Origin of the sequence: Paraburkholderia dipogonis (assembly GCF_046027395.1) — a bacterium.
GTDB classification, from domain to species: Bacteria; Pseudomonadota; Gammaproteobacteria; order Burkholderiales; family Burkholderiaceae; genus Paraburkholderia; species Paraburkholderia dipogonis_A.
Window position 1 is genome coordinate 1 of sequence record NZ_JAQQEG010000091.1, and the last position, 10,459, is coordinate 10,459.

The 10,459-nt window shown below is 61.6% G+C and carries 7 protein-coding genes and 2 pseudogenes; 4 read left to right on the forward strand and 5 right to left on the reverse strand.

Annotated elements, in window-relative coordinates; genetic code table 11:
• Window positions 1-91: 91 nt before the first annotated feature.
• Both PQR32_RS41615 and PQR32_RS41620 read left to right on the forward strand, forming a co-directional pair.
• Window positions 92-415 (forward strand): annotated as a pseudogene (locus PQR32_RS41615) (MerR family transcriptional regulator); the annotation flags it as partial.
• A 174-nt stretch (window positions 416-589) separates the two neighbouring features.
• Complete coding sequence (locus PQR32_RS41620; RefSeq protein WP_408241569.1) at window positions 590-1,378, forward strand: hypothetical protein; 789 nt, start codon at window positions 590-592, stop codon at window positions 1,376-1,378.
• Window positions 1,379-1,611: 233 nt separating this feature from the next.
• On the opposite strand, the gene PQR32_RS41625 is transcribed toward PQR32_RS41620, so the two are convergent.
• The 5 genes from PQR32_RS41625 to PQR32_RS41645 form a co-directional block, all read right to left on the reverse strand.
• Complete coding sequence (locus tag PQR32_RS41625) at window positions 1,612-3,888, reverse strand: hypothetical protein (protein ID WP_408241572.1); 2,277 nt, start codon at window positions 3,886-3,888, stop codon at window positions 1,612-1,614.
• A 1,444-nt stretch (window positions 3,889-5,332) separates the two neighbouring features.
• Entirely contained in the window at window positions 5,333-5,515 is a 183-nt protein-coding gene (locus tag PQR32_RS41630) for a helix-turn-helix domain-containing protein (protein WP_408241574.1), read from the reverse strand.
• A 333-nt stretch (window positions 5,516-5,848) separates the two neighbouring features.
• Window positions 5,849-6,031 carry a hypothetical protein gene (locus PQR32_RS41635; RefSeq protein WP_408241577.1) on the reverse strand — a complete coding sequence of 61 codons (183 nt, stop codon included), beginning with the start codon at window positions 6,029-6,031 and terminating at the stop codon, window positions 5,849-5,851.
• Window positions 6,032-6,042: 11 nt separating this feature from the next.
• The gene (gene msrA, locus PQR32_RS41640; RefSeq protein WP_408241580.1) at window positions 6,043-6,783 is read right to left on the reverse strand and encodes a peptide-methionine (S)-S-oxide reductase MsrA; all 741 of its coding nucleotides are present in this window, start codon (window positions 6,781-6,783) and stop codon (window positions 6,043-6,045) included.
• Between the two features lie 48 nt (window positions 6,784-6,831).
• A complete protein-coding gene (locus PQR32_RS41645; protein WP_408241583.1) occupies window positions 6,832-8,697 on the reverse strand; it encodes a cytochrome c biogenesis protein DipZ in 1,866 nt (621 codons plus the stop codon).
• 265 nt (window positions 8,698-8,962) lie between these two features.
• On the opposite strand from PQR32_RS41645, the gene PQR32_RS41650 reads away from it, so the two are divergent.
• The gene (locus PQR32_RS41650) at window positions 8,963-9,709 is read left to right on the forward strand and encodes a response regulator transcription factor (protein ID WP_408241586.1); all 747 of its coding nucleotides are present in this window, start codon (window positions 8,963-8,965) and stop codon (window positions 9,707-9,709) included.
• Window positions 9,703-10,459 (forward strand): annotated as a pseudogene (locus tag PQR32_RS41655) (two-component sensor histidine kinase); the annotation flags it as partial. The gene PQR32_RS41650 and the pseudogene PQR32_RS41655, both read left to right, overlap by 7 nt.

Consider the following 10,459-nt stretch of genomic DNA (forward strand, 5'->3'; position numbering starts at 1 on the left):
GTGGAGCAAACCCTGCCCAAATAGCCCAGGCCCGGGCAGGCGGGGGTCGCGCGCATCCCGCCTCGATTCCCCTTGACCCTCTCGGGGCGTACTCGCACGCATGCCCATGTACCGCAATAGCCAGACGCCGAACCCGGAATGAACCGGACTCATCGGCGAGATCGGCGCGTTGATGGACAGCGGCGCGCCACCCGAGAGCGACGGGGCGCGCGCCTTGTCGATTCGCTGGATGACGATGTTCGTGTGCGACACGAACGGCGACCCGCGCCTGCTCGCCAACCTGAATCTGATGCACGGCAACGAACCGTCGATGCAAACGCATATCGGTATTTCGACGCAGTTGCGCGACTATGTGTTGCGCGCCTTTAGCGAAACCAAGCTGCTGATCTGCGAGAAGTGTCTGTCGCCCGAGGAGATTTGCTGCTCGCGTTCATCCGCGAGGCGATAGCGAACGTCGCGCAGCCGCTTTGATGTGATGCGCGGCTTCCGGTCGATTTCGGCCGGCCGGGAATTCTGTGGCCTGCACTGACGCGATTCTCGCGCTGTGTTGGTCATGCTAGCCTCGTGACTTCCAATAACAGGACGTCGCATGAACACACCTCGATTGCGCCTTCATGGCCTGACCCGGCGACGCACGATCGCGATGCTTGCCGCGCTATTGCCGATTTCGACGAGCGTGAATCACTCTGCCCTCGCGCAGACTGAAAACACCACCAGCGTCGAGTATTCCGGCACGGTCGGCGAAGCGAAGGTCGGCATGACGCTCGTGCTGCATGGGAAAGTGGCCGGCGAAGGGCATTACTTCTACTACCGCTACCTCAAGGACATTGCGCTGACTGGCCAGCAATCCGGCAGCGATCTGACGTTGCGGGAGGCGAACGGCACGTTCAATCTGCACTTCGTGGGCAATGGATCGAACGGCGCCCAGCCACTCGATTTTTCCAATAGCGTGGGCCTTGCCGGCAGTTGGAGCGGCGGCGGAAAGACCTTGCCGGTTAAACTCACTCTCGAAGGAATGTCATTCTCGGACGCGAATACCGGACACCGCTACGGGATGATCACCGACGAAACGGACGAGGCATTCGAGGCACGCGCTCAAGGCTTTTACTTCGCCGCACTGAAGGGCGACCCCAAGCAGGCAGCGCGTTTCGTTCACTTTCCGCTGCGGGTGAACTGGGGCGCGACGCATCACGAGATGATAGGTTCGGCGAATCAGCTTGCCGCCAACTGGAACCGCATCTTCACACCCAAGTATCTCGCGGCGCTACGTGACACAGTTCCGCATGATATGCCGGTGATCAAGAGCCAGTACGCGATGCTCGGTGCCGGGCTAGCTTTCTTTACGGATAAGGGTGTCGAGGTTTTGAACGCGCCGTAGTAGGCGCTGGGCGGGGTAGCGAATGTTGCAGCGCGGGCCGCTCTCTCCGTCTTTACACGCCGCGAGCGCGGGCGAACCTCGTGGGTTGCGATCGACGTCGGCACGCAACGGCTACTGGATGCCGTCGCCGACCTGGCCGTGATGTGTAATCGACGCGCCGCCATTCATATCGGCGGCGCGTCGATCGTTTTCAGCGCTTATTGGACTGTTTGTTGGCGCGCTTATTGAGCCGCTTATTGGCCCGTGTAACCGAGCGGAACAGTCGCATTGGCTTTGGCAACCGTAGCGTTGTTCGACACGATGTACTGCGGCACTTCGGTGAGAGTCAGCGCGACCTGGCCGTTGGTGTAGGCAACCGTGCTGACATTGCCGTAACCATCGATCTTCGTCACATTGCCCGACGTGCCAGCGCTGTCGACCTGCAGCGAATAGCTGGTCGAATAGCTCTGGCTATACGTGCCGTTGCTCGCCGGCCATTGCGCATTGCTGTGCGTCCACGCTGCGGTCACGACCTTGCCGTTACCCAGTTGCTGGAACCCGTACGCGAATACTCCGGCGGGCGCGCTCTTGATCCGGCCCAGCGTATTCGTGCCGTCGAGAACACGCGTCATCGTTGCGAAGGCCATCGCTTCAGGCTTCGGCGAAAGATTCGTCGCACCGAACGCGCCTTGTGCGTCGTTCAGATCGAAGAACGAGCCGTATCCCACTTCGCCCGGATAGTCCGGACCGTAGAACAGCGTCGTGACCTGCGCACCGCCGCCAAGCACGATGATGTGCGCCCGCACGCCGACTGCCGCATGTGCGAACAACTGGTTCTGCGACGGCACGTTCGGACCGTAGTTGAGACCCGGATCGTAGCTCACGCCGGCTTCCGTGAAGAAGAGCTTCATATTCGGCTTGCCTGCCTGCATGATCGACCGCAGTTGCGCCATCTGGTTGTCGAGCGCGTTGGCCTGGTTCGCCTGACTCGGATCCGAGTCCTGCAATTCAGGCGGATGGGCCGGATACGTACCCGCATTCCAATAGCCATGCGTCGCAACTGCATCGATGTAATTCCACAGACCGAGTGCGCCGAACTTCTGCAGATAGCCCGTTGTACAGGTATCGCAATTCGAAGCGAACGGATTGCCGGTGCCCATCACGACTGCGTTCGGATCGGTCGAGTGAATGCCCTGGTAAGCAGCCTTGTACATGGCGACGAAGTTCGCGTCGCTATCCGCCCAACCGAGGCTCGGTTCCCACGTTACCTGATAGTAGTTCTTTTGCTGATTCGGGTAATTGGCAGCGCGGATCAGGCTCGTATCGGTGCCGACCTTGCTCATGAAGGTCTGGAACTCAGGCATGTTCGACGGTGCATAGTAGCTGTCGTTGAACTGGCCGGTCTTCGAATCCCACGCCGGCAGTCCGTCGAGACGCACAATGCGCATCTGATCAGGATTGGCCTTGTAGAACGGATCGAGGTCATTCACGTTCGGCGTGTACGTGTTCGGACCATTGGGTTCCATGGCCGATACCTGACGGTCGTCGATCGTCCACGAGATACCCAGGGCGTGCAGCGCGGCGATGTTGCCGTTGAAGCCCTGCATGCCGAAGCGGTGCTGATCCTGGTGCGCATACGTCACGGTGCCCAGTACCGAACTGAGGTTCGGCAACACGCCGAACGTCGCGATACCCACCGGACGCGTGCCGCTCCTCGGCAACGTGCCGCCGTTCGAACGCAGGGTGGCGGTGAGTGCGCCGTAGCCCGACCACGTCGACGTACATGGAATCGTGCTGGTTTGTACGCCGGCCTTGACTGCGAAACTGCCTTGCGTCTTGATCGCGCCGTTGGAATCCGCTACGGACCAGACGACGGTATCCGCACTCGGCGCGTTCGTTGTAATCGCGAGCTTGAACGAGGCATTGTTCTGGAACACGCGCAGGCCGTCGGTGGTGGGCGTGTCGGCGCTGATCACGCCGTTCGCGGTTCCGCCGGCCGTTTGCGTCGGCGTACTGCACGACATGGTCGAGCCACCCGGCGTCGGGGACGGCGTCGCGCTCGGAGTCGGGCTCGGCGCGGGCGTCGGCGCGGGCGTCGGGGTCGGCGTCGGGGTCGGCGTCGGGGTCGGCGTCGGGGTCGGCGTCGGCGTCGGGGTCGGTGTTGGCGTCGGGGCCGGAGTCGGCGTGGGAGTCGGAGTCGGAGTCGGCGTTGCGGCAACCGCTTTAACCCAGCAAGACTTGCCATAGCCGTACGCCGGGTCCGACTGCGACACTGCGCCGACATAGCAGCCAACGCCGTTGCTGAACGTACGCGGCGCGCTCAACATCACCGAGGGCGAGGTGGGCGGAACCGCACCGAACACCACCGAGCCCGTACCGAGGAATGAGCACTTGCCATTTTCCTGCGCGCACAACTTGTATTGCTGCCCTGAGACCGTGATGGTGCTTGCCTGAGCCTGCGCGCTTTCCGCGGCAAACGATGCCAACACTGTTGCTGATGCAACGCCCAATAGTTTCAAGTATCTCGTCATTGTCCGTATGTTTCGCTAAAAGCAGGTTGTCCCCGAGAAATCAGCAAGATCGATCAGTCGTCCCGCCTTGACGTTATTGAGTCCAGAGAGAGGTGAACCTGAGAACGCGCTGACCGCGTTCATTGCTGATGAAGCTGAAGCTTTGATGTGCCGCTATCCGGTAGCGGACGCACTTGCCGTCCGCTCGCATGCCGACTTCCGCCGAACAGCGGCGTAATCGAAATTTTTCCCGGCTTCGCGCCAGCATCTATTTATTACGTTATCCTTACTATTTCATTGCGTTGCGATCATTCGTCAATCGCTACCAATGACTACGTCGAGATCTTCAACCGCGACCATTGAGCGCAACGTGCACCAACATCAGACCGTGCGTACCGATTGCGTGAAAAATTCTGCCGACGCCGGGATGAGGGATTCCGCCGATCGAATGACCGGGAAAACATCACAGGGGGTTAATGCATGCCGCTGACGCGGCTCGAACATCGGGCGAGGCTCACACTGACAGGTCAGTGCACCTCAGTTTGATCAACAAATTTCGCACCAATATGCGCGATTTAAAAATTTAGGATGACGAAAAATTAATGAAATTTTTTTCGTTCACCGTTGACAGTCCGTTATTGACGTGAACCCGTCGGCTCGACAGTGATCGAGGTGCGCCCTCGCCTCGCGAGTCGGGTTCGGAACCCAAAAACCCGATCGACCCGCGCGGATTCTCTTCGCGCGATCCCCAGCGGCAGTGATCGATCTGATGCGTCGAATTCGAAGCGTGCCACACCTTCGCCAACCCACTTTTCCTGAGAAAAGCGGCCTACCGCGGCGCAGCAACCATCCATGTAACTGTTACAGAACGGACAGTGCTCGACCTGTCTCTCCGGTATTAGTTACAGAAGTTTTTGGCAGACGAATTATAAACGTTTCATCCGCGTAACGTGTCCGGTTGAAGGGCGATAAGTGATAATTACAAAGAATTTCAATCGGAGCCGCCCGAAGTTTTTCCAAACGAGCACAAACAGAAAAGCTCTGCCTCACGCCGCCGTCGAAAACGTAAATGTTTGATTTGTCAGCAGATTGACGGAATCTTTCTTGTTCAATTTTGCGGTCGTGCAATTCTTATATTGGTAATACAAATATATGAGCGTCACTGCTAACCGCTTAGCCGAACAACAACTGCGAAATTGAGGGTAATGCAGAAATAGTGTCGCATCCTTTTTTATCAGAAATTCGCCCTCCCAGGAACCCACGGAACTGAAAATCGATGCTTCGCTGCCTTCCAAATTTACTTCGCATCACGAACTAGAGGAACGTTCCGTATAGAGTCGAATATCGCCGCGGCCGGCGACACATCCACCGATGCAGCGCCGCCACTCAGCAAGTGATGCGCATGCAGGCGTTCTCCGAGCCGACAGACCGACAGACCGACCGCAATATCCGCCGTCACTCCCAACTAGCGAAACCGCTGACGAAAATGTGGAGGCGTATTACCGAAAGCGCGGCGGAACATCACCGTAAAGGTACGCACGTCCGCGTAACCCAGATCCTGGGCGATCCGAGCCGCCGGGTGGCCGACCAGGAGTTTCGGCATGGCTTCGGCGAGACGCAGTTGCTCGCGCCACTGTCCGAAGCTCATGCCTGTCTCCTGACACTTGTCGGACTACTACCTGTTCGATACGCTGATCCCCGGCGAGAGCACGGTGACGACGGAAGCGCAAGCCTATCTCGAAGGCTTCGAAATCGCCCACAAGGCGTCGGTTCGCGACGGCGCACAGCACGCCGATCTGTCGACCGGCCAGAGCAAACGGCTCGCGCTGGTGCACGCGTATCTGGAACGCCGGCCTGTGATGGTGCTCGGCGAATGCGCCGCCGACCAGGCCCCGACCTTCCGCCGGATTTTCTATAGCGAGATCCTGTCGGACCTGAAGCGTCAGGGCAAAACGCTGATCGTGATTTCACACGACGATCGCTATTCAGCGCGGCCGCCCGCTATATCCGCTGGAAGACGGCCGCATTGTCGAAGAAGTGCGGCCTGTGCACGTGTCGGGTCATGCGCCGCTTCAGGCCAACGCATCGTGATGCGCCGCGTGCCGCCGAAGCCGAAGCCGAAGCCGAAGCCGAAGCCGAAGCCGAGGCCGCGGTCGCTGCGCATCAGCCCATTGCCTATCGCGCCGCCGTCGCGAACAACACCGGATCGTTGCGATACAGGTCCGGGAACATCCGCTTCAAGTCAGTCACTTTCGGCAGATCGTTGATCGCGATGTACGGATAGTCCGGATGCAGCGCAAGGAAGTTCTGGTGATAACTTTCCGCCGGATAAAAGCCCTTGAAGTCTTCCACGCGAGTCACGACTTTCGCCGAGAACACATGAGCGTTGTCGATCTGCGTGATATACGACTGCGCGATACCGCGCTGCGCTGCATTCACCGGAAAAATCGCCGAGCGATATTGCGAGCCGTGATCGGGGCCCTGATAGTCCAACTCGGTAGGATTGTGCGCGACCGAGAAGAATATCTGCAGCAAACGTCCGTACGTGATCTGCGTCGGGTCGTAAGTGATCTGCACCGACTCCGCGTGTCCGGTATCACCCTCGCTGACGGTTTCGTATTGCGCCGTGGATGCCACGCCGCCACTGTACCCCGAGGCAACCTGCTTCACGCCGCGCACGTGTTCGAACACGCCTTGCACGCCCCAGAAGCAGCCACCCGCGAACACCGCCGTTTCGCTATGCGTCGCGGCGGCTTTTTCGTCCTGTACGGGCGCGGGAATCTTCGTCGCGGCTTCAGCCGAATGCGCCACGTGCTGCGCGGCCACGACGCCGAGAGCAACGACGACGAGGCCCATGATTCGAGTGACGGAGAAACGCTTCCGCAGCGACGCTGTGCTGTTAGATATCGTGCGCATGGTCAGTCCTTTTGGTCAGTTGAGAGTTGAGGCGACGCTCGCGCCGGCTCAGCCGAACGTGAAGGCGAACGCCTGCACGCCCGGGTCCAGAAACTCGATCGAGAAAGTGTGATCCCCGACTTCGCCGGTTTGCCGCACCAGTTGATAGAGACGCTGTCCGGTCACGGTGCCGCTGCCATCGGCGGCGACGTCGGTGCCGTGCGACGCGCCGGGCGCGGCGCCGTCGACGCTCACGCGAAACCGCACCGGTTTACCGTCCTTGCCCGGACCGAGCACCAGATGCAGGTCGCGCGCATGAAAGCGATACACGATGCGTCCCGACGGCGCCACGAGCGTGGCGTGCTCCGCGCCCACGTTCCATGAGCCGGCGAGGCCCCAGTCGTTGACGCCAGGTTGCGACGGCGCTGCATACGTGTGCGTCTTGTCCGCCACTTCCCCGCCCGGCGACACGAAATTCTCCGCCCGCTGATAACCGACGTAGGTTTCCGGCGATTGCATGTCGGCGTTGTCCGCCGCCGCCTGCACGCCTTGTGCACCGTTGCTTGCAATACCGATCGCGACCTTCGATGCATTCGCGTGGCCCGCTTCGGTCAGCAACTGCTGGATCACCTTCTCCGATTCCGCGTAATCGCCTTCGCCGAAATGGTGATAACGGATCTGCCCTTTCGCATCGACAAAATAGTGCGCGGGCCAGTACTGGTTATTCAGCGCGCGCCAGATTGCGTAGTTGTTGTCGATCGCGACGGGATAGTCGACGCCGAGGTCGCGCGTGGCCTTCTTCACGTTGTCGATATTGCGTTCGAAGGCGAATTCCGGCGCATGCACGCCGATCACGACGAGCCCCTGGTCCTTGTACTTCTGCGCCCACGCTTTGACATACGGCAGCGAACGCAGGCAGTTGATGCACGAGTACGTCCAGAAATCGATCAGCACGACTTTGCCGCGCAAGTCCTGCGTGGTGAGCGGCGGCGAATTCAGCCATTGGACCGCGCCGTTCAACGAGGGCAGCACGCCTTCGACCGGCAGCGGCGCCGCCTCGGCGGCAGTGCGCATCATCGCGCCGCCGGACGCCACGGAGGAATTCGCATCGGCGCTAGCGGCCGGTTGGGGCGCGGGGTTGGCGCTCGCCATCGCGGCGCCGGACGCACCGGCCGGATTGCCGGCGACCGGCGCTTTGCCCGGGGCCGCGTTCGGCGACAGCTTATCGACGAGTTTCTGTTCGAGACCGCCAGTCGCGACTGTCGAGACACGAGCGAGTATGCCGGTGTCGAAACCGAGCGCGATCGCCGCCACGCCACACAACATCAACGCGCCGATGCCGCGGCGGATCCATTCGCCCGCGCCCAGCGAACGCTTCATCGCCGTGAACACCTTGCCGCCGATCAGCAGCGCCACCGCCAGCGAAGTCGCCGCACCGGCCGCGTAGGCCGCCAGCAGCAACGTCGTGCCGACGCTCGCGCCGCGCAATGCCGCGCCCGTCAGCACGAGACCAAGAATCGGACCGGCGCACGGCGCCCACAGCAGGCCGGTGGCAATGCCGAGCAGGAACGACGAACCCGCGCGGACCTGCTGACCGTCGGCCTGCGCGAAATTCGACAGGCGATTTCCGGCGCTGACGAGGGGCCGCATCAGATGATCGGCGAAGCGCGGGAACAGCAGCGTCAGCCCGAAGATCGCGAGCAGTGCGATAGCCAGCCAGCGGCCGTACTGGTTGGCTTGCGTGACCCAGCCGCCGCCCACCGCGGCAAGCGTCGCGACGAGGGCGAAGGTCAGCGCCATGCCCGCCAGCAAGGGCAATCCGCTGCGTACGAAAGGCTGGTCGGCGCGCGCGAAAACGAAGGGCAGCACCGGCAGGATGCACGGGCTGAGAATCGTAAGAGCGCCGCCGAGATAGGCGAGAACGATGAGTAACATGTCAGTTCCGAACGTTCGTTTAGGTCGGTTAAAGTGGGCACGCTGGCTCAGGCGGCAGCCGGTGTGCAGTTCATCCAAAGCCTGATACTGCGGAAAGTGCCCACATCCTAGAGCGCCGCCGGTGTCGAAGTCCTCACGAAAAGTTAAATTAAATGTGATAACTCGCTGCCGGGAAATTTTGCACAATGGCGCAAGGGCCGCTTTTCCCGGCGGCCATGCCCGGCCCTCCTCCTCAACCACGCTCTGAACCGCGGCTCTGCTCACCATGGACAATCTGAAGCGCATCCTGATCGTCGAAGACGACGTCGACATCGCCAACGTACTGAGCCTGCATTTGCGCGACGAGCGCTATGAAGTCGTGCACAGCGCCGACGGCAATGAAGGGCTGCGCCTGCTGGAACAAGGCGGCTGGGACGCGCTGGTTCTCGATCTGATGCTGCCCGGCGTCGACGGCCTCGAAATCTGCCGGCGCGCCCGCGCGATGACGCGCTATACGCCGATCATCATCACCAGCGCGCGTTCGAGCGAAGTGCACCGGATTCTCGGCCTCGAACTCGGCGCGGACGACTATCTCGCCAAACCGTTCTCCGTGCTCGAACTGGTGGCGCGCGTGAAGGCGCTGCTGCGCCGCGTCGACGCGCTGGCGAAAGATTCGAAACTCGAAGCCGGCAGTCTGCGCATCGCCGGGTTGTCGATCGACCCGCTCACGCGCGAGGCCGCCGTCGACGGCAAGCCGATCGAACTCACGCCGCGCGAATTCGACCTGCTGTACTACTTCGCGCAGCATCCCGGCAAAGTGTTCTCGCGCATGGACCTGCTCAATGCGGTGTGGGGCTATCAGCACGAGGGCTACGAACACACCGTCAACACCCATATCAACCGTCTGCGCGCGAAGATCGAGGCCGATCCGGCCCAACCCGAGCGCATCCTGACCGTCTGGGGACGCGGCTACAAGCTCGCCGTGCCCGGCGAGCCACCCGCGCCCGCCGGCGCACCGAAGGACCCATCGTGAATCTGACGCTGACCCAGCGGCTCTCGCTCGTTTTCTCCGTGCTGTTGCTGGCATGCTGCGGCGCGTCGGCCTTCCTGCAAATCCGATCGAGCGATCTGCACGAGAAGGAAGTGATACAGAGCCTGTCGCGCAATCTCGCCGACCATATCGCTCATGGCAATTCGCTGATGGATGCCAACGGCTTGCGGCCCGACGCAGTCCGGCAATTGTTCGGCCAGCTGATGAGGGTGAATCCGAGCGTCGAGGTCTATCTGCTGGACAACCAGGGGCGCATCAAAGGCGACGATGCGCCCGCGGGACACGTCAAGCGCGAGCAGGTGAATCTTGCTCCGATCCGACAGTTCATCGCAGGCGAGGCACTGCCGATTCTCGGCGACGACCCGCGCAGCGTCGATGGTAAAAAGGTGTTCAGCGCCGCGCCGCTGCAACTGAGCGGACAGGCGCCGTCCGGCTATATCTACGTGGTCCTGCTCGGCGAGGAACACGACGCGCTCGCCGCGCGCGTGGCGGCCAGTTCCGTGCTGCGCACGACCTTGTGGTCGATGGCGCTGGTCGCCCTGTTGGGATTGCTCGCCGGTTTGACCGCATTCGGCCTGATCACGCGGCCGCTGCGCCGGCTGACCGACGCCATGCGCCGCTTCGATGCGGAGGGCGAGCCCGACACCCAGCCGAGCGTGCCGCGTTCGTCGCCGGCCGGCCGGCGCGGCGCAATTGCCGGGGGCGCCGCGCCGGTGGCGCCGCTGGCGCCCC

Coding starts and splice junctions, on each gene's coding strand:
- PQR32_RS41620 (WP_408241569.1), top strand. CDS start 590: ATGAACACACCTCGATTGCGCCTTCATGGCCTGACCCGGCGACGCACG.
- PQR32_RS41625 (WP_408241572.1), bottom strand. CDS start 3,888: ATGACGAGATACTTGAAACTATTGGGCGTTGCATCAGCAACAGTGTTG.
- PQR32_RS41630 (WP_408241574.1), bottom strand. CDS start 5,515: ATGAGCTTCGGACAGTGGCGCGAGCAACTGCGTCTCGCCGAAGCCATG.
- PQR32_RS41635 (WP_408241577.1), bottom strand. CDS start 6,031: ATGCGCAGCGACCGCGGCCTCGGCTTCGGCTTCGGCTTCGGCTTCGGC.
- msrA (WP_408241580.1), bottom strand. CDS start 6,783: ATGCGCACGATATCTAACAGCACAGCGTCGCTGCGGAAGCGTTTCTCC.
- PQR32_RS41645 (WP_408241583.1), bottom strand. CDS start 8,697: ATGTTACTCATCGTTCTCGCCTATCTCGGCGGCGCTCTTACGATTCTC.
- PQR32_RS41650 (WP_408241586.1), top strand. CDS start 8,963: ATGGACAATCTGAAGCGCATCCTGATCGTCGAAGACGACGTCGACATC.